This is a genomic window from Flavobacterium galactosidilyticum (assembly GCF_020911945.1).
In the GTDB taxonomy this organism is placed as follows: domain Bacteria; phylum Bacteroidota; class Bacteroidia; order Flavobacteriales; family Flavobacteriaceae; genus Flavobacterium; species Flavobacterium galactosidilyticum.
The window spans coordinates 1195482-1212881 of sequence record NZ_CP087135.1; the positions used below are offsets into that span (position 1 = coordinate 1195482).

16 protein-coding genes are annotated in these 17400 nt (G+C 32.1%); 12 read left to right on the forward strand and 4 right to left on the reverse strand.

Translation table 11 applies throughout. From position 1 onward, the window contains the following. Positions 1-55: 55 nt before the first annotated feature. Both LNP27_RS05160 and LNP27_RS05165 read left to right on the forward strand, forming a co-directional pair. The gene (locus LNP27_RS05160; RefSeq protein ID WP_229943492.1) at positions 56-961 is read left to right on the forward strand and encodes a PorP/SprF family type IX secretion system membrane protein; all 906 of its coding nucleotides are present in this window, start codon (positions 56-58) and stop codon (positions 959-961) included. 14 nt (positions 962-975) lie between these two features. After that, a complete protein-coding gene (locus tag LNP27_RS05165; protein ID WP_229943494.1) occupies positions 976-2559 on the forward strand; it encodes an OmpA family protein in 1584 nt (527 codons plus the stop codon). A 135-nt stretch (positions 2560-2694) separates the two neighbouring features. On the opposite strand, the gene LNP27_RS05170 is transcribed toward LNP27_RS05165, so the two are convergent. Further along, on the reverse strand, positions 2695-3921 hold the full coding sequence (locus LNP27_RS05170) for a site-specific integrase (protein WP_072943815.1): 1227 nt from the start codon (positions 3919-3921) through the stop codon (positions 2695-2697). Positions 3922-4315: 394 nt separating this feature from the next. On the opposite strand from LNP27_RS05170, the gene LNP27_RS05175 reads away from it, so the two are divergent. Then, positions 4316-4543 carry a hypothetical protein gene (locus tag LNP27_RS05175; RefSeq protein ID WP_229943495.1) on the forward strand — a complete coding sequence of 76 codons (228 nt, stop codon included), beginning with the start codon at positions 4316-4318 and terminating at the stop codon, positions 4541-4543. 33 nt (positions 4544-4576) lie between these two features. Here the strand turns inward: LNP27_RS05175 and LNP27_RS05180 are convergent, their stop codons facing one another. Further along, positions 4577-5164 carry a riboflavin synthase gene (locus LNP27_RS05180; protein WP_229943496.1) on the reverse strand — a complete coding sequence of 196 codons (588 nt, stop codon included), beginning with the start codon at positions 5162-5164 and terminating at the stop codon, positions 4577-4579. A gap of 58 nt (positions 5165-5222) precedes the next feature. Here LNP27_RS05180 and pdxA point away from each other — a divergent pair, with 58 nt between their 5' ends. The 9 genes from pdxA (at position 5223) to LNP27_RS05225 (ending at position 12826) form a co-directional block, all read left to right on the forward strand. Continuing rightward, the gene (gene pdxA, locus LNP27_RS05185) at positions 5223-6272 is read left to right on the forward strand and encodes a 4-hydroxythreonine-4-phosphate dehydrogenase PdxA (protein ID WP_229943497.1); all 1050 of its coding nucleotides are present in this window, start codon (positions 5223-5225) and stop codon (positions 6270-6272) included. Between the two features lie 85 nt (positions 6273-6357). Next, positions 6358-6897, forward strand: a complete 540-nt coding sequence (locus LNP27_RS05190) for a YceD family protein (RefSeq protein WP_229943498.1) — start codon at positions 6358-6360, stop codon at positions 6895-6897. A gap of 9 nt (positions 6898-6906) precedes the next feature. Beyond that, positions 6907-7101 (forward strand): 50S ribosomal protein L32, encoded by a 195-nt coding sequence (gene rpmF, locus LNP27_RS05195; protein WP_007137315.1) that lies wholly within the window; start codon positions 6907-6909, stop codon positions 7099-7101. A gap of 174 nt (positions 7102-7275) precedes the next feature. Continuing rightward, positions 7276-8271, forward strand: coding sequence for a beta-ketoacyl-ACP synthase III (locus LNP27_RS05200; RefSeq protein ID WP_229943499.1), 996 nt, complete (start codon positions 7276-7278; stop codon positions 8269-8271). Between the two features lie 26 nt (positions 8272-8297). After that, positions 8298-8777 (forward strand): acetyl-CoA carboxylase biotin carboxyl carrier protein, encoded by a 480-nt coding sequence (gene accB, locus LNP27_RS05205; RefSeq protein ID WP_229943500.1) that lies wholly within the window; start codon positions 8298-8300, stop codon positions 8775-8777. Positions 8778-8867: 90 nt separating this feature from the next. Next, on the forward strand, positions 8868-10214 hold the full coding sequence (gene accC, locus LNP27_RS05210) for an acetyl-CoA carboxylase biotin carboxylase subunit (protein ID WP_229943501.1): 1347 nt from the start codon (positions 8868-8870) through the stop codon (positions 10212-10214). A 269-nt stretch (positions 10215-10483) separates the two neighbouring features. Continuing rightward, positions 10484-10807 (forward strand): PepSY-like domain-containing protein, encoded by a 324-nt coding sequence (locus tag LNP27_RS05215; RefSeq protein ID WP_229943503.1) that lies wholly within the window; start codon positions 10484-10486, stop codon positions 10805-10807. A 25-nt stretch (positions 10808-10832) separates the two neighbouring features. Further along, on the forward strand, positions 10833-11165 hold the full coding sequence (locus LNP27_RS05220; protein WP_229943504.1) for a hypothetical protein: 333 nt from the start codon (positions 10833-10835) through the stop codon (positions 11163-11165). 317 nt (positions 11166-11482) lie between these two features. After that, positions 11483-12826: a sigma-54-dependent transcriptional regulator gene (locus LNP27_RS05225; protein ID WP_229943506.1), complete on the forward strand. Its 1344-nt coding sequence runs from the start codon at positions 11483-11485 to the stop codon at positions 12824-12826. Between the two features lies 1 nt (position 12827). On the opposite strand, the gene LNP27_RS05230 is transcribed toward LNP27_RS05225, so the two are convergent. Then, positions 12828-15254, reverse strand: a complete 2427-nt coding sequence (locus LNP27_RS05230; protein WP_229943508.1) for an ATP-binding protein — start codon at positions 15252-15254, stop codon at positions 12828-12830. 111 nt (positions 15255-15365) lie between these two features. After that, entirely contained in the window at positions 15366-17267 is a 1902-nt protein-coding gene (locus LNP27_RS05235; RefSeq protein WP_229943511.1) for a S9 family peptidase, read from the reverse strand. Positions 17268-17400 lie beyond the last annotated feature (133 nt).

Here is a 17400-nt window from a genome sequence, read left to right on the forward strand (position 1 = left end):
ATTTAAGGAGAGAGATGAATACCCCCTCTCCTTTTTAAAATTTAAACTCGCTTTTATGAAAAAATTTAAATTACTAATTGGAATATTTGTTTTAATATCATCCATTAGTACTGTTTTTGCGCAACAAGATCCTCAATACACACAATACATGTATAGTATGAATATTCTAAATCCCGCCTATGCTGGTTCAAGAGGAGTTACAAGTATTGGTTTGTTAGGAAGAACACAATGGGTAGGAGTAGATGGTGCACCACAAACAGCAACATTGTCTATAAATGGTCCTGTAGGAAAAAATGTTGGATTAGGATTTTCGGTAATTCATGATGAAATTGGACCAGTAAAAGAAGACAATCTATACGCTGATTTTTCATATACTTTGAATTTTTCTGGAGAAGATAAGTTTGCTTTTGGTATTAAAGCAGGAGCAACATTTTTAAATGTAAGAGAATTTACAACAGTAGATCAAGATCCATTAAACGTACCTGTTAGCTTAGTCGCTCCTAACTTTGGTGTTGGTGTAATGTATTATAATGATCGCTTTTATGCGGGATTATCGGTACCCAATTTTATTGAATCAAGATATTTAGATACAAAAAACGGAATCTCATCTTCAGCTTCAGAAAAAACACATTATTTCCTTACTTCAGGATATGTATTTGACCTAGATGAAAACTTAAAATTAAAACCTTCTACCATGTTAAAGGCAGCACCAGGAACACCTCTTTCTGTTGATTTGTCGTTAAACTTATTAATTCAAGAAAAAGTAGAATTAGGACTTTCCCATAGATTAGATGATTCAATTAGTGGTATGGTTGGCTTTCAGGTAAGTCAAGATTTAAGAATTGGATATGCTTATGATTACACTACTACCAATTTTGGGGTATTTAATTCAGGATCTCATGAGATTATGATTTTATTTGACTTGAATAAGAAAAAAATAAAAAGCCCTCGATTCTTCTAAATAAAAAATAAAACATGAAAAAAATTACTGTCATTATAGTATTATTATTGGGAGTTATTGCTTATTCTCAAAATTATTCTATCAAAAATATAGAAGCCAACACTAAATATTCTGATTTTGGTGTAACTTATTATGGTGAAAATACTGCTATCTACGCTTCTTCAAAAAAGATAAAAGGCTCAAGAAATAAAAAATGGTATTTAAATAGTCAACCATTTTTAGACTTGTATAAAGCAACGGTAACAAGCACTGGTGAATTTGTAGAATCAGAACCATTCTCTAAAGAATTAAATACTAAAATGCATGAATCTAATGTAACATTTACAAAAGATTTAAAAACGGTTTATTTTTCTAGAGACAACTACAATAGTAAAAAGTACTATACCGATGATAATGGATGGATTCTCATACAACTATACAAAGCAGATATTGATAGTGCAGGTAACTGGAAAAATATAGTAAAACTACCTTTTAATAGTGATCAGTTTGATACTGGTCATCCTTCGCTAAATGCTAATGACACAAAATTATATTTTACATCGAACAGACCTGGTTCTTTAGGTCTAACTGATATTTGGGCAGTAGATATAAACAATGATGCAACTTATAGCGATCCATACAATCTCGGACCAAAAGTCAATACTACAAGAAGCGAAATGTTTCCTTATATCGATAATAACAATGTACTGTATTACTCTTCAGACGGTTTGCAGGATGGAAATGGTGGTTTAGATATTTATGCTGTAAAAATTGAAGATAAACTAGGAATTGGTAAAGCAATAAACTTAGGATTTCCATTAAACAGTTCTAAAGATGATTTCTCTTTGGTTTTTCAAAATGGAAAAAAAACAGGTCACTTTTCATCTAACAGAGATGGAGGAAAAGGAGATGATGACATCTACTATTTTGAAGAATTAATTAATCCATTTGCTGTCGAATGTAAGCAATTTGTTCAAGGCATTGTTCGTGAAAAAGAAACAGGAGCACTATTGCCTGGAGCGTTAGTAACATTATACGATGCTAAAGGCAACAAAGTTGAAAGTACAATTGCTGATAAATTTGCCGTTTTTAATTTTAAAGTAAATTGTGATTCTTCATACAAAGTGACAGCTGTAAAAGAGTATTATGATATGGACGAAAAAATATTTACTACTACAAATAAAGCAGATTTAGAACTTGCTATTAATTTGGATTTAGGCTCTAGCGAATTTGTTTACATTAGAGGTAATTTAATGATCAAAATTAATCCAATATACTTTGATCTTGATAAGTCATTTATTCGCCCTGACGCACAACTTGAACTGGAACGAGTGGTTAGAATCATGGAAAAATATCCACTGCTTAAAATTAATTTAGGCTCACATACAGATAGTAGAGCGAGCGATTCTTACAACTGGTCTCTATCTAACAGAAGAGCACAATCATCTAAAAATTGGATTGTAAGTCAAGGAATTGATGCAAATAGAATTAATGCACAAGGTTATGGTGAAACAGAATTAGTAAATAAATGTTCAAACGATGTTATTTGTTCTGAAGCAGATCATCAATTAAATAGAAGAACTGAATTTATTATTACCAATCCAGAAGTAATTAAATAAAATAACTTAAGAGTCAACTTATTAATAAGTGGGCTATTGAAATATAAAGATGTAAAAGTTATTTCCGAAAAATATTTTTGAGCTTTGTAATTAGCTCAAATATTTTTCAGAATAACTTTTTACATTTTTGGCTATTTACATTATATCTTCAAATGCTAGATCCAATTCTTCCGTACTAAAATCTTCCAAGTACGTTTCAGTTGTTTTAATTGATTGATGTCCTAATCCTTGCTTGATCATTACGGTACTTAAGCCTTTTTTGAGTGATAATGTTGCGAAGGTATGCCTAGCGGTATAAAATGTAACTTTTGTTTTAATACCGCATTCCACTGAAATTTTGTTAAGTAACTTTCCGTAATAATTAAGAACACTTTTCTTTCGATCTCTCAACTGAATCTTAGTATATAGGTTTTGTTCTTTTTCTAAAATCGGAAAAATGTAATCAGTGTCAAACGGTCGATATTTTTCAAAGTAGTGTAAAATTTCATCCATGTATTTATTTTCTGGAATTTTCACATTTAACTTTACCAAGGTTTTATTTCTAATGTATGAAAAGCTACTTAAATCTACATCATCCCATCTTAATTCAGCTAAATCAGTAAAATTCATACCACGGCAGTAGAAACTGAATAAATAAGTATATAATGCTTTGACCGCTTCCTTATTAGTCGAAAAGTCATAATCTAGTAACAATTGTAAGTCCGCTTTACTGAGAGCTTTTTTTACTTTACTAGATTTTAATTTTGAGATGATATAATCTTTGAAAGGATAGTTGTCGCTTGCAACAATTTTTGCCTTGATAGCAGAATTATAAACCGATCTAATATTTCTCATATATACACCAATTCCACCATCATGACTACCGTGAGCTCGCAAATAGGCTTCAAAGGCCACTAAGAAGGTGTAATTTATTTTTGTAAAAGAATAGTTTTGAATATCTGGTGTGAACTTTTTTAGAGCGGAGATTGTATCACGGTACGAACATGCTGAACTTACTTTACCCGCTTCATTAAATTGATTTCTCTTCAATTCAAAATAAGGCAAAAAATTTAATTTTTCAATCTCTTGTGGTCTAAATAAAGAATCAAATATTTCTAAATTAAATTCTTGTTCTTGCTCAATCATTAAGTCCAATATTTTTGAAGCATCTTGTTTGAATTTGTATAAAATTCGATTGGCTTGTAAAAAGTTTGGAGATTTTGAAGTAAATTCACTCGCACTTTCGTTCCAGAATTTAGGAGCAGAATTATAAGGCGTTTTGTAGAATTTCGATTTCCTATTAATAGTTACACGTAAATTAACAGGGCAAGTTCCATTGCTTAATTTTGTCTTTTTTAAGATTAATTTTACACTAGCTTTCATTTTAATATTTTTAAAATTTAATAATGAGTACAACATATGTACAACAAATGCTGGCATTTGATGAAACATGATGAAACAAAAATATTTTTAAAAATCATAAAACATTGAAAAACAGTAACTTTGAAGTTAAATGCAGTTTAATGCAAAGACTATTTGTCTATCTCATAATCAGGTGGTCCCTGGTTCGAGCCCAGGTGGGACCACAGTTAATACTTAAAAAGCCTTTCAAGCAATTGAAGGGCTTTTTTGGTTTTGTGTCAAAATAGAATTTTATAATATTCATAATTTTAACAATATTGCTTTTTTTTATTAAAACTAAATACTTAATTTGTAGCCAATTAATTTTTAAATTAAAAATTTCCTTATTGACAATGTTTATTATTTTGGCAAATTAATGAAAATAACAAAAAAAATTATATTGACAGTACTCATGTTTTTATATGGAGTATTGGATATGTTTTGTAAAACGGACGATCCGCCTACTCCATCTAAATATAAGAAGCCGCCTCCGCCTCCAGGATTGCCAATAGATGAAAATATTTATATGCTGCTTATAGTTGCCTTATTTTTAGGAATTTATATCATTTATAATAATAAGTTAAAAACAAAAACTCCAACTTAAATTGGAGTTTTTGTTTTTTAAAATAATTGTTCTCTATTTGTTAGAATACAATCGAGAAACATATTTTCCAATCACATCAAATTCTAAGTTAATTTTTGTTCCTACCTTGAAAGTTTTAAAGTTGGTGTGCTCATGAGTATACGGAATAATTGCAACACTAAATTGATTGTTTTTAGAGTTTACAACCGTTAAGCTAACTCCGTTTACTGTAATAGAACCCTTTTCGATTGTGATGTTGTTTAGTGTAGTATCATATTCAAAGGTGTAAAGCCAACTTCCATTAGTCTCTTGTGCAGCAATGCAAGTGCCTGTTTGATCCACGTGTCCTTGAACAATATGGCCATCAAGTCGGTCACCAAGTTTCATCGCTCTTTCAAGGTTGATGCTGTCTCCAACTTTCCAAGATCCTAAATTTGTCTTTTTTATTGTTTCATCAATTGCGGTTACAGTGTAAGAGTTGTCTTTTATCGCTACAACCGTAAGGCATACTCCGTTATGAGCGACACTTTGATCTATTTTAAGTTCACCAGTAAAAGAGGAGTTCATTGTTATGTGTAAATTGGTATTTTCTTTTTTTATTTCTTGGATAGTGCCAAGGCTTTCTATGATTCCTGTAAACATTTCTTGTTTTATTTTACTAAATTTGCACTTCAAAATTAGCAATAAATAACGGTAAGTCATGATGAAAAAAGCAGAAAATATAATCGTAGGAATTTCTATTGGAGATTTAAACGGTATTGGAAGCGAGGTTGTTTTAAAAACATTTGAGGATGCTCGTATGTTAGAGTTGTGTACTCCGGTAATCTTTGCGAACGTTAAGTTGATGTCTTTTGTGAAAAAGAGTTTTCAGTCAACTTCAATTTTGCATGGAATTGATCGATTAGATCAGATTGTTCTTGGAAAAATAAATATTTTAAATCTTTGGAAAGAAAGTGTAGATCTTAAACTTGGTGAAAGCGATCCTAAAGTAGGAGAATATGCAATAAAATCATTTGTTGCGGCAACCAAAGCTTTAAAAGAAGGATTGGTTGATGTTCTAGTTACTGCGCCAATAAGCAAATATAATATTCAATCGGAGGAGTTTAAGTTTCCTGGGCATACTGATTATTTAGATCAGGAATTAGAAGGAAATGCACTGATGTTAATGGTTCAGGATAATTTGAGAGTGGGTTTGTTAACGGATCATATTCCTTTAAGTGAAGTGGCAAAACATCTTACGGAAGAGCTAATAAAAAGGAAAATTGAAACGATAAAGCAAACTTTGATTCAAGATTTTAGTATTAATAAGCCTAAAATTGCAGTGTTGGGTCTAAACCCTCATTGCGGAGATGGAGGAGTTATTGGGAGCGAAGATGATTTAATTATAAAACCTGTTTTGAAAAAATTATTTGAAAAAGGTACCTTGGTTTTTGGTCCTTTTGCAGCGGATGGGTTTTTTGGTAGTAATCAGTACGAGAAATATGATGCGGTTATTGCGACATACCATGACCAAGGATTGATTCCGTTTAAAACTCTGTCTTTTGGGAAAGGAGTAAATTATACAGCGGGATTAAATAAAATTAGAACATCTCCTGATCATGGTACCGCCTATGACATTGCAGGAAAGGGTGAGGCTGATTTTAATTCTTTTAAAGAAGCAGTATATTTAGCAATAGATATTTATCATTCGAGAAATCAATATGCTGAAATCAGTGAAAAACCATTGAAAACAAAAGAAAAGCAGTTGTGAACAAAAAAAAGTGAATAAGATTATTAGATTTGCAATAATTTTATATCTTTGCACTCCCGAAGTTTAGGGGTAAATTGTTGTTGAAATGAAGAACACAAAAGAATATTTAATTCCTTTTGTAGGATTAAAGCTAGGGAAACATCATTTTGAGTATCAAATTAGTAATGCGTTCTTTGAAATCTTTGATTATAATGAATATCAAAATTCAGATATCAAAGTAAATGTAGTTTTAGAGAAAAAAAGTACGCTGTTAGAATTGAGTTTCAAGCATAAGGGTGTTGTAAATGTACCTTGCGACTTAACAAGCGAAGATTTTGATTTGTCAATTAAAGGCAAGATGAAGTTAATCGTTCGTTTTGGAGAAGAGTTTAATAATGACAATGAAGAGTTATTGATTTTGCCGCACGGGGAGTTTGAAATTGATCTTGCGCAGTACATTTATGAAATGATTGTATTGTCAGTCCCTCTAAGACGCGTTCATCCAGGCATAAAAGATGGAAGTTTAAAAACGGAAGCGTTAACTAAGCTTAATGAGCTTAAAGTAAAGGAAGTAAAAAAAGAGAATAAAGAAGAAGATATAGACCCACGTTGGGACAAATTAAAGCAACTATTAACGGATAAATAATATAGTAAAATGGCGCATCCTAAGAGAAAAATCTCCAAAACAAGAAGAGATAAAAGAAGAACACATTACAAAGCTACTGTAGCTCAAATCGCTACTTGTCCAATCACTGGAGAGGCACATTTATACCACAGAGCTTACTGGCATGAAGGTAAAATGTATTACAGAGGGCAAGTTGTTATAGATAAATCTGTAGCGGTTGCATAATGCATTTTTGTAAATAATACTCTAACTCTCACTTCGTGAGAGTTTTTTTGTTGTTTATGATTTTCTTTAAATAAGAAGTTCCGACTCAAAATAAAACGGAATTTTTTTTGTATTTTTCACGTCTTTTCAAAAAATTTCGAATGGTCAAATTTGAAAGTAAATAAATTGCATCTTATGAATACAATCACAGCCGCAATCACCGCTGTTGGAGCTTATGTCCCTGACTTTGTGTTGACTAACAAAGCTCTTGAAGCGATGGTTGATACTAATGATGAGTGGATTACCTCTCGCACAGGAATAAAAGAAAGGCGAATTCTCAAAGATGAGGATAAAGGAACGTCTTTTTTAGCAATCAAAGCAGCACAGGATTTGTTAGCGAAGGCCAATATTGACCCTCTAGAAATAGATCTACTTATCATGGCAACTGCAACCTCAGATATGCCAGTTGCTTCTACTGGAGTTTATGTTGCAACTCAAATTGGGGCTACAAATGCTTTTGCTTATGATTTGCAAGCTGCATGTTCTAGTTTCTTATTTGGAATGTCAACTGCTGCTGCCTACATACAATCTGGAAGGTATAAAAAAGTGCTTTTGATAGGTGCTGATAAAATGTCATCTATCGTAGATTATACGGATAGATCAACTTGTATCATTTTTGGTGATGGTGCAGGTGCTGTTCTGTTCGAACCTAACTATGAAGGTTTAGGATTGCAAGATGAATATCTTCGTAGCGACGGTATAGGTAGAGATTTTTTAAAAATCGATGCAGGTGGATCGCTTAATCCTACCACTATAGAGACTGTAACGGAAAATAGACACAACATTATTCAAGATGGAAAAACAGTCTTTAAATATGCTGTTACAAACATGGCAGATTCAAGTGAACTTATTCTGAAAAGAAATAATTTGACTAATGAAAATGTCGATTGGTTAGTTCCTCATCAAGCAAATAAGCGTATTATTGATGCTACGGCTAGTAGAATGAACCTTGAAGACTCAAAAGTGTTGATGAATATCGAGAAATATGGTAACACAACATCAGCCACTTTGCCACTAGTTCTTAGTGACTTTGAACATTTATTCAAAAAAGGAGATACAATAATTTTGGCTGCTTTTGGAGGTGGATTCACTTGGGGATCTATTTATCTAAAATGGGCATACGATAAATAATAAATTTAATCTAAAAATAAATAATTATGGATTTAAAAGAAATTCAAAATCTAATCAAGTTTGTTGCTAATTCGGGTGTAGCAGAAGTTAAATTAGAAATGGATGATGTAAAAATCACTATCAGAACAACTTTAGAAGGAAATACTACTGAAACTACTTATGTTCAGCAAATGCCTGCTCAAGCTGCAATTCAGCAAGCAGTAGTACCGCAAGTAGCAGCTCCAGTTGCTCCAGTTGCAGCCGCTCCAGTAGACGAAAACGCTCATTACATCACTATAAAATCTCCAATTATTGGAACTTTTTATAGAAAACCAGCTCCTGATAAACCAATGTTTGTTGAGGTAGGAAAAACTATAAATCAAGGTGATGTTCTTTGTGTAATCGAAGCAATGAAATTATTTAACGAAATCGAATCTGAAATTTCTGGTAAAATTGTAAAAATACTTGTTGACGATATGTCACCAGTAGAATTTGACCAACCTTTATTCTTAGTAGATCCATCATAATAATTTAAATTCCGATGTTTTAAGTTCCAAATTCCGAGTCTGGAAGTTTGGAGTTTGGAATTTGTTATTTGAATTTTAAATCAATAAAAGATGTTTAAAAAAATATTAATTGCAAATAGAGGGGAAATTGCTTTACGTATAATTAGAACGTGTAAAGAAATGGGGATTAAAACAGTAGCTGTTTACTCTACTGCAGATGCCGAAAGTCTACACGTAAAATTTGCAGATGAAGCAGTTTGTATTGGTCCACCTCCAAGCAACTTGTCGTACTTGAAGATGTCAAATATAATTGCTGCTGCAGAAATTACAAATGCAGATGCAATACACCCAGGTTACGGATTCCTTTCTGAAAATGCTAAATTTTCAAAAATTTGTCAAGAACATGGTATCAAATTCATTGGGGCTTCTCCTGAAATGATTGATAGAATGGGAGACAAAGCTTCTGCTAAAGCAACTATGATTGAAGCAGGTGTTCCTTGTGTACCAGGATCAGTTGGGATTTTAGAATCATACGAACAAGCATTGGAACTTGCAAGGGAATTTGGTTTTCCAGTAATGCTGAAAGCTACGGCTGGAGGTGGAGGAAAGGGAATGCGTGCAGTATGGAAAGAAGATGAGTTGCTGAAAGCATGGGAAAGTGCACGTCAGGAATCAGCTGCTGCTTTTGGTAATGACGGCATGTATTTAGAAAAACTAATTGAAGAGCCACGCCACATCGAAATTCAAATTGTTGGTGATTCTTATGGAAAAGCGTGTCACTTGTCAGAAAGAGATTGTTCAGTACAAAGACGTCATCAAAAACTGACAGAAGAAACTCCGTCTCCATTTATGACAGAGGACTTACGCCTAAAGATGGGAGAAGCCGCTGTAAAGGCTGCAGAATTTATTAAATATGAAGGAGCAGGAACGGTAGAATTTTTAGTTGATAAGCACCGCAACTTCTATTTCATGGAAATGAATACGCGTATTCAAGTAGAGCATCCCATTACAGAACAAGTTATTGATTATGACTTAATCCGTGAGCAAATATTAGTTGCTGCTGGTGTTCCAATTACAGGAAAAAATTATTTACCTAAATTGCATGCAATAGAGGTTAGAATTAATGCAGAAGATCCTTTTAACGATTTCCGTCCTTCACCAGGAAAAATTACAACGCTTCACATGCCAGGAGGACACGGTGTTCGTTTAGATACACATGTGTATTCAGGTTATACGATACCGCCAAATTACGATTCAATGATTGCAAAGTTGATTACAACAGCGCAAACACGTGAAGAAGCGATTAGTAAAATGAGAAGAGCATTAGATGAGTTTGTTATCGAAGGTATTAAAACAACTATTCCTTTCCACAGACAGTTAATGGATGATCCTCGTTATATAGCAGGTGATTATACAACCGCATTTATGGATACTTTTAAAATGAATGATCCAGAATAAATGATAATATCATTATATATTAAGAAACCTTGCAGCGATGCAAGGTTTTTTTATTTTTAAATTTTATCGAAATTTTCTTTAAGTGTGTAAAAATTACCCGTCTTAAATAACAAATTACCCATTATTCGCAGTTTTGTTTTTTTCGTTATAATTCTTAAGCACTTGTATGTGAGCTATATGTATATATTTATTAGTTGTAATTTTTAATGGTACGATTATTCTATTAAGGTAAATAATCAATATTATAATTAACTATTAAAGTAAGTATCATGAAAAAATTAATTTTATCAGCAGCAATTGTTTTAGGAAGTTTATCAACTTATGCAACAGTAGTTCCAACTTCTACTGAAGTAATTAAAACAGTTTCACTTCAGGAAGAATACACCGAGGTTAAATTAGAAGAAGTTCCCGCAGCTATTAAAGAGGCTTTTAAAACTTCATTTCCAGAAGGAACATTAGATAAAGTATTTGTTAATGCTAAAAAAGAGTACAAACTAGATGTAACTGTTGGAGAGAAAAAAGGGAATCTTTTTGCTGACGAAAATGGAAAATGGATTCAAAAAGAAGCATCAGAAACACCAGAGAAAAAATAATTAGAAACATTTAAATATGCATATCATGAAAAAAATAATTTTATCAGCAGCAATCGTTTTAGGAAGTTTATCAACTTATGCAACAGTAGTTCCAACTTCTACTGAAGTAATTAAAACAGTTTCACTTCAGGAAGAATACACCGAGGTTAAATTAGAAGAAGTTCCCGCAGCTATTAAAGACGCTTTTAAAACTGCATTTCCAGAGGGAACGTTAGATAAAGTATTTGTTAATGCTAAAAAAGAATACAAACTAGATGTAACTGTTGGAGAGAAAAAAGGGAATCTTTTTGCTGACGAAAACGGAAAATGGATTCAAAAAGAAACTAAAGAAGCAACTGAAGCACTGAAAAAACAATAATTTCTGGTAGACGCTACTCTTATCTTTAGAAATGTTTTTAGAGATTTTAAAGCATCTTACAAGTATTTATTTGCGTATTTGAGCGCTACAGTAGAAATATTTTAGATTCAAGAAAAAATAATATAAACTAAAGATTACAGTTAAAAACCTTAAAGCTACTGTGCATGCGGGTGCTAATGGGAACTGGAATTATAAACAATTTGTAGAATTTATTTTTTTAAAAGAGAGATTGTTTTTAACAGTCTCTCTTTTTTTTGCAAAAAATTAATACAATACTATTTAAATAACTTTAATTTAGCCTTAAAAGTTAAATGGTAATGGCAAAAATTTTATTGATTGAAGATGATGTACCTTTTTGTAAATTATTAGAAAAATTTCTAATAAAGAAATCTTTTGAGGTTGTGACTGCATTTTCAGCATCAGAAGCGAAAGCTAAAATAAAGGTTACCGATTTTGATCTTATTATTACTGATCTAAGATTGCCTGATTGTGATGGAATTCAGCTTATGTCTGAAATTAAGACGACACATCCTAATATCCCAGTATTACTAATGACTGGTTATTCTGATGTAAGTACTGCTGTAAAAGCTATAAAAAATGGCGCTGCAGATTATATCTCAAAACCATTTAATCCTGAAGAAGTACTTTTAGTTATTACAAAGACTTTATCAAATCAGGAGTTTACGTCAAAAGAAAATTTAGCATCACCAAAAGCTGCAAAGCGCACCACGATAAAACCAGATGATAAATTTGTAAAAGGGATTTCTAAAGCTTCTCTAAAACTTGCGGAATATATAAAACTTGTTAGTCCAACAAATATGTCCGTGCTCGTCATTGGCGAAAGCGGTACTGGAAAAGAAGTAATTGCAAAAAGTATTCACGAAAACAGTTCTAGAAAAAATGCTATTTTCATTGCAGTTGATTGTGGTTCAATTCCAAAAGAACTTGCCGCGAGTGAGTTTTTTGGACACATAAAAGGTTCTTTTACGGGTGCCATACAAGATAAAGTTGGTTTTTTTGAAGCTGCAAATGGTGGAACTATATTCTTAGATGAAATAGGGAATCTCTCGTATGAAAATCAAATACAATTGCTAAGAGCGTTACAAGAACGAAAAATAAAACCTGTAGGCAGTAATAAAGAAATTGGTGTAGATATTAGAATTATTACAGCGACAAATGAAGACTTGCGAGAAGCTGTGAAAAAGGGAGATTTCCGTGAAGATTTGTATCACAGAATAAATGAATTTTCAATACACTCTCCTTCGTTAGTCGAAAGAAATGAAGATTTGATGCTTTTTTCAGATTTTTTTCTGGAGAAATCAAATCAGGAATTAAATAAAAATGTGATTGGATTTTCTCCTGAAGTGATGATCATTTTTCAAAATTACAAATGGCCTGGAAATCTTAGAGAGCTTCAAAACTGTATCAAACGAGCAACATTGTTGACAAAAGGGGATTTTGTCGAGAAAGATGCACTTCCGGCAGAGTTTTTTCAAAATGCGGAAGATTTAACTGTTGAATTCTCCTTGTCAGAAAATGAAAAAGAAACCATTTTAGAGGCTTTGAATAAAACTAATAATAATAAAACGGAGGCAGCTAAACTATTAAAAATAAACAGAAAAACCTTGTATAATAAGTTGAAACTATACGATATAAATTAAATCATTCTTTCTCTAGAAGTATGAATAGTAGTTTGATTTTGTTCTTCAAATCAAGAACTATATTTTGGATTTCAGTTAAATCCAGATTTTTAAGTTCTAATTGATCTAAAAGAGTGCTTACCTCAAATGCTTTTATCTGTTTAAACATTGGATTCATTTTGTGAGCAATATTTTTAACTTCTTCATGATTTGAATCTGTAACTGCTTGATCTAAAAGATCTAAATTTTGGTTGGTACTCGTCATAAATGACAGCAAAACTTCTTTTAAAGCACTTTCGTCCTCGTAAATAAATGATTTTAATGCCTTTAGTGAATAAGATTTATTTTTGTTTATAGCATTCTTTTCTGTTTTAAATTTTATTGGAATCACAGTATTGTTCAAAACTGCTTTAATGGTAGTCAATATTGTTTTTGGCGTGTAGGGCTTTTGAATAAGAGTTGCAAAACCTGCACTCTTATAGTATTCTAAATCTAAATCATTTCTTCCGGTGACTGCAATTACCGGTTGATCATTATAATTTGTATGGGAGTTATTTTTCAATTCTTTTAAAAATGAAAATCCATCCATCATAGGCATTTGAATGTCAGTAATAATGAAGTCGAAAGGATTATTTTTTATCCAAGTAAGGGCATCTGCAGCTTTGCTAAAAGGGAAAATGACAAATTTATTTTGTCTTAATACTTCAGTTGTTAGTTGTAGCAGGCTTTCATCGTCATCAATAATAACTGCGGTATATTCTTTTTTAACTGTTTCAATCAGTTTTTCTGGTTGAGATAAAGTCTCGTCAAATGATAATGGAATTTCAATTTGAAAAGTACTTCCTCTGCCTAGCTGACTTTTTAAACTTAATTCTCCACCTAAGATAGCAGTCATTTTTTTAGAAATTGTAAGACCTAAACCGGTTCCTCCATATTTTTTTTCTATTTTTTCATCCGCTTGTGTGAATTCATCAAAAACTAATTGTTGACTTTTTTCATCTATTCCAATGCCAGAATCTTCAATTCGTATAGTTACGGTTTTAGTCTCTAAATTTATTTTGCAATCTATTTTTATAAATCCTTTCTCTGTGAATTTAAAGGCATTTCCAATGATATTGGATAGTATTTGTCTTAATCGAAACGGATCGCCAATGATTTTTTGTTGCAGTTTATCATCAATTTTGACAGTAAGTTCTATTTTTTTTTGAAAATAAACGGATTGAATACTGTTAGCTACTTCATTAATTACATCAGGCAATAAGAAAGGAATTTTATCTACCGTAATTTTTCCTGCTTCAATTTGTGTGAAATCTAATAAGTCTTGAACAAGTTTCGATATATAATTAGAAGATCCCTTGATGTTCTTTGTAAAATGCAGCTGCTTGTTGTTTAAATCTGAATTTCCCAGTAACTCAGTATAGCCTAAAATAGTACTTAACGGTGTTTTTAAATCATGACTTACTGTCGAAATTAATTGTTCTCTGCTGATCAATAACTTTTTAGCCTTAAGATTAGCTTCTTCTAGCTGCTTTTTATAAGATTGTGTTTTTGAAAAATCGTTTAAGATTAGAAATAAAAAAAACGAGGTCAGTAATAATCCAATTATTGCGGCAGTGGTAACAATCTGGTTTGTTTTTTTTAAAGATTTTTCAGTTTCTAAATACCTAGCAGTTGTGTTTAGAATTATTTCTCGTTCTATAATTCCAAATACTTTTCGTACCTGAGCAGAAATTGAGAGTTCATTTTTAATCAATTTATTTTCTTCAGCGCTTAATAACTTTTTCTTGTTTGAGGTTTCTCGTTTTACCTCATTTAGTAGCATTTTTGAAACACTAACTATCGAGTCAGATTCTCTTTTGCTAAGCGTGTTAGTGCTGTCGTCTGGAATATTTTGATTAAGATAGGCGACATATTTCTTGAGTACATTTCGCTGATATTCCCCCATTTTGGCAGGATGCTTTACAAAATCTTCCATTTGTAAATTTCTCATCGACGATTCCATTTTAGTTAAATCATTGATGGCATTACTCACGGCAATTTCATCTTCAGTTTTGCTTTTTATAGCTTTTAACTGTTGGATGTTTTTTGTCTTTTCAGATAGTAGAATTTGGACACTATCCAGTAATTTGATTTGGTATTGAGTAGAAACTAATGCTTTCAAGGAGTCAATGGAAACTTTTAAAATCTCTGTTTTTATTAAATAAGCATTAAAGTCAGTAGAAGCTTCAGAATGTATAGCGATTCTTGCTAAACTTTCTGTTTCATATAAATTCGATAATATGGTACTGACTTTTAAAACAGAATTGTTTTTCTCCGCAAATATTCTCTCATTGGTAGAGAAATTATTGTTCTCTGAATATAAAAACCAACCCACACTTCCAAATAGAAGTACCAAAACCAGGTAGCTAATGAGCACTTTTATCGGTATGTAGCTTTTTTTGTTGTCCATTTTTCAAAGATAAAAATTAGAAAAGGCTTTAGAGTTAAGATATTCAGAAAATTTTAAAGCCAAAAAAACCTCACTGAAAAGTGAGGTTTGATGTTCTTAAAAAATAATGTGTTACAAAGTTTCTTTTAACCATTTGTAAAACTCTTTTTGCCAAACTTGTGCATTTTGCGGTTTCAAAACCCAGTGATTTTCCTCTGGGAAATACAGGAATCTACTTTTTATTCCACGTAATTGAGCTGCCTGAAAAGCTTCTTGCGATTGTCCTATTGCTACGCGGAAATCTTTTCCACCTTGAATAATTAAAATAGGGGTATTCCATTTATCAACGTGATTAATAGGGTTGAATTCATTGTATGCTTTTTGAGCAGCAACATTATCTTTTTCCCAATAGGCTCCACCAAAATCCCAATTGTTAAAGAATACCTCTTCAGTAGTTCCGAACATGCTTTGAGTATTGAAAACGCCATCATGAGCAATGAATGTTTTGAAACGATTGTTGTGAATTCCTGCTAAATAAAATGCAGAATAACCTCCATAACTGGCACCAACACATCCCAAACGATCTGCATCAACGTATTTCTCTTTGGCAACATCGTCAATAGCTGATAGATAATCTGGCATTACTTGTCCACCCCAATCTTTACTAATTTGCTCATTCCATTCTACACCATGACCTTGCATTCCACGACGATTTGGCGCTACAACTACATAACCGTTAGCGGCCATCAACTGAAAATTCCAACGGAAAGAATAGCTTTGTGTTAATGGTGATTGTGGTCCACCTTGACAATATAATAAGGTTGGGTATTTTTTAGTAGCATCAAAATTAGGTGGAAGAATAACCCAAACTAACATTTTTTTACCATCAGTTGTAGTCACATATCTTCTTTCGGTTTTGCTTAACGCCAAAGAATTATAAGTGCTTGTATTTACATTAGTTAATTGGTTCCAATTTTTTTTCTTCAAATTATAAGAGAAAATTTCGGCAGCATGATTCATATCCGTTCTAGTTACAATCACGTTATCTCCAGAAAAACCTACGATTGAATTTACATCAAAATCACCATTTGTAATTTGGCGAACAGTAATGGCAATTCTAGTTACTCCAGGGAAATTAACTTCAAATAATTGTTTTGTTCCATCGATTGGTGCTACAAAATAGATTTTGCTTCCATCTTTACTCCACATAAAACTATCTACTGTTCCGTCCCAATTAGCAGTCAAATTCATTTTCATGCCTTTGAAACTTACAATTAGATCGTTTTTGTCCGCTTCGTAACCATCGCTCTTCATTTGTAACCAAGTCAAATTTCCTGTAGGAGAAAATTGTGGTCCCATATCATAACCAAGATTTCCTTCGGTTCTGTTTATCGTTTTTCCAGTTTCTAGATTGTACTCGTAAATGTCTGTATTGGTAGAAGTCGCGTATTGTGTTCCTGCTTTTTTCTTAGATACATAAAGAATACTTTTACTGTCTGGCGACCAAATATAATCTTCATCTCCGCCAAAAGGTTTTTGCGGACTATTGAAGTTTTCTCCTTTAAGAAGATCAATTCCTACAGCACCTTCTTTGTTTTCTTTATAAAAAACGTGATTAAATTTACCTTCATTCCAAGTGTCCCAATGACGATAATCTAGTGCATCGTAGATTTGAACATCTGATTTTTGTAAGTCAGGATAAAAATCTTTTCCAAGAACCTTGTCTATTTTTACTTCTTCGTTGTAAACAATATATTTTCCATCAGGAGAAATATTTTTGTCTTTCAGTAACGTTTTTGTATCCTTTACTTCAGTTGGTTTACCACCATTAATAGGTATAGTATACAGTTTGTTTTCTGATTTATTTTCAGCTACAGAGGGGTAATTTACTTGATAAACGATATTTTTTCCATCGTTAGAAAGACCTAAAGGAGTTATCCTTCCTAATTTCCAAAGCAATTCGGGTGTCATCACATTTTGTGCCATGGCGCTTAAACTCATCATTAATAATGGCATTAACAGTAATTTTTTCATTTTAAAAAAAGTTTTATTTCGAAGGATAAAATTAGCCAATTTTTTTCGATCTTTCTTGGTTTAAGTGAATGCTTTTTAGCCGCGATAGAAGCGGAAATCCTTTGTTTTTTTCTTTGAAAAAAAACAAAGATTA

What these genes read in the sequence shown, in the direction of transcription:
- LNP27_RS05160 (WP_229943492.1), top strand. Translation starts at nt 56, where the DNA reads ATGAAAAAATTTAAATTACTAATTGGAATATTTGTTTTAATATCATCC.
- LNP27_RS05165 (WP_229943494.1), top strand. Translation starts at nt 976, where the DNA reads ATGAAAAAAATTACTGTCATTATAGTATTATTATTGGGAGTTATTGCT.
- LNP27_RS05170 (WP_072943815.1), bottom strand. Translation starts at nt 3,921, where the DNA reads ATGAAAGCTAGTGTAAAATTAATCTTAAAAAAGACAAAATTAAGCAAT.
- LNP27_RS05175 (WP_229943495.1), top strand. Translation starts at nt 4,316, where the DNA reads ATGAAAATAACAAAAAAAATTATATTGACAGTACTCATGTTTTTATAT.
- LNP27_RS05180 (WP_229943496.1), bottom strand. Translation starts at nt 5,164, where the DNA reads ATGTTTACAGGAATCATAGAAAGCCTTGGCACTATCCAAGAAATAAAA.
- pdxA (WP_229943497.1), top strand. Translation starts at nt 5,223, where the DNA reads ATGATGAAAAAAGCAGAAAATATAATCGTAGGAATTTCTATTGGAGAT.
- LNP27_RS05190 (WP_229943498.1), top strand. Translation starts at nt 6,358, where the DNA reads ATGAAGAACACAAAAGAATATTTAATTCCTTTTGTAGGATTAAAGCTA.
- rpmF (WP_007137315.1), top strand. Translation starts at nt 6,907, where the DNA reads ATGGCGCATCCTAAGAGAAAAATCTCCAAAACAAGAAGAGATAAAAGA.
- LNP27_RS05200 (WP_229943499.1), top strand. Translation starts at nt 7,276, where the DNA reads ATGAATACAATCACAGCCGCAATCACCGCTGTTGGAGCTTATGTCCCT.
- accB (WP_229943500.1), top strand. Translation starts at nt 8,298, where the DNA reads ATGGATTTAAAAGAAATTCAAAATCTAATCAAGTTTGTTGCTAATTCG.
- accC (WP_229943501.1), top strand. Translation starts at nt 8,868, where the DNA reads ATGTTTAAAAAAATATTAATTGCAAATAGAGGGGAAATTGCTTTACGT.
- LNP27_RS05215 (WP_229943503.1), top strand. Translation starts at nt 10,484, where the DNA reads ATGAAAAAATTAATTTTATCAGCAGCAATTGTTTTAGGAAGTTTATCA.
- LNP27_RS05220 (WP_229943504.1), top strand. Translation starts at nt 10,833, where the DNA reads ATGAAAAAAATAATTTTATCAGCAGCAATCGTTTTAGGAAGTTTATCA.
- LNP27_RS05225 (WP_229943506.1), top strand. Translation starts at nt 11,483, where the DNA reads ATGGCAAAAATTTTATTGATTGAAGATGATGTACCTTTTTGTAAATTA.
- LNP27_RS05230 (WP_229943508.1), bottom strand. Translation starts at nt 15,254, where the DNA reads ATGGACAACAAAAAAAGCTACATACCGATAAAAGTGCTCATTAGCTAC.
- LNP27_RS05235 (WP_229943511.1), bottom strand. Translation starts at nt 17,267, where the DNA reads ATGAAAAAATTACTGTTAATGCCATTATTAATGATGAGTTTAAGCGCC.